The sequence below is a fragment of the Alcanivorax sp. HI0044 genome (assembly GCF_001634945.1).
The window spans coordinates 1-693 of the sequence record NZ_LWEZ01001398.1; the positions used below are offsets into that span (position 1 = coordinate 1).

Genomic DNA, 693 nt, shown 5'->3' on the forward strand with positions numbered 1-693 from the left:
GCCAGTAACGCCTTTGGTGACGATCGGGTGCTGCTGGAACGTTACCTGGCCACCGCCCGCCATGTGGAAGTTCAGGTGTTTGCTGACAATCACGGCAACGCCGTGCACCTGTTCGAACGGGACTGTTCCGTGCAGCGCCGCCACCAGAAAATTATCGAAGAAGCGCCGGCGCCGGGTCTGGATGAAGCCACCCGCAACGCCTTCGGGCATGCCGCAGTGCAAGCCGCCAAAGCCATTGATTACCGGGGTGCAGGCACCGTCGAATTCCTTTACGGCGAGGATGGCCAGTTCTACTTCATGGAAATGAACACCCGCCTGCAAGTGGAACACCCGGTCACCGAAATGATCACCGGCGAAGACCTGGTAGCCTGGCAGCTGTCCGTGGCAGCGGGGGAACCGCTGCCCAAACAGCAGGAGCAGATCCAGCGCCACGGCGCCGCCATGGAAGTACGTCTCTATGCGGAAAACCCGGAACAGGGCTTTCTGCCCTCCTCCGGTTTGCTGCGCCATTTGCGTTGGCCCCATTCCCTCAGCCGGGTGGATGCTGGCTACGAACAGGGCGACCGGGTAGACGAGCACTACGATCCCATGATCGCCAAGCTGATCTGTCATGGCGAGGACCGCAACGCCGCCCGGCAACAACTGATTCAGGCACTGGACGCCCTGGAGCTGGAAGGCATCCACCATAACGCC

1 pseudogene is annotated in these 693 nt (G+C 61.5%); it reads left to right on the top strand.

Going from position 1 to position 693, the window contains the following annotated elements:
- Nucleotides 1–693, top strand: a pseudogene (locus A3730_RS20635) (methylcrotonoyl-CoA carboxylase); the annotation flags it as partial.